1 pseudogene is annotated in these 384 nt (G+C 34.6%); it reads right to left on the bottom strand.

Annotated elements, in window-relative coordinates:
* Positions 1–235, bottom strand: a pseudogene (locus tag SMIDD26_RS10935) (DUF6556 family protein); the annotation flags it as partial.
* Between the last annotated feature and the right edge of the window lie 149 nt (positions 236–384).

Genomic DNA, 384 nt, shown 5'->3' with positions numbered 1-384 from the left:
ACTGGTGTTTTCCTTAGGGACTTCCTTTTGAATTTCTTTGACAATGGTTGTCGTCTGGCTTGTCGTAGGTTCTTTTTTAGTATTTTTATTATTGTCCAAGGCGTTCATGATTGTGATACTTGCGGTAATCAAGCCAAGGATACTAGCGATAGTAGCAACGGTTTTTTTGAAAGACCGTAAAGCCTTTTTTGATGTGTTCTGTTTTTGGTTTTGAGGTTCTACGATAATTAGACATACATTCTCTCCTTTGATTAAAATTTATTATACCGCATTTCTTTAAAAAAATCTTAAAAAAAGAGGAATTGCCCTTTCTTGTCGCAGGCTCCGTTTCATGATACAATAGAAGAAGTGATTTTAGAAAGCGTGAGAAAACATGATTTACTT

The sequence above is a fragment of the Streptococcus mitis genome (genome assembly GCF_001579035.1).
Lineage (GTDB): Bacteria > Bacillota > Bacilli > Lactobacillales > Streptococcaceae > Streptococcus > Streptococcus mitis_J.
The sequence above is the reverse complement of the archived record's forward strand: the minus strand, read 5'-3'. Positions and strand labels throughout refer to the sequence as shown.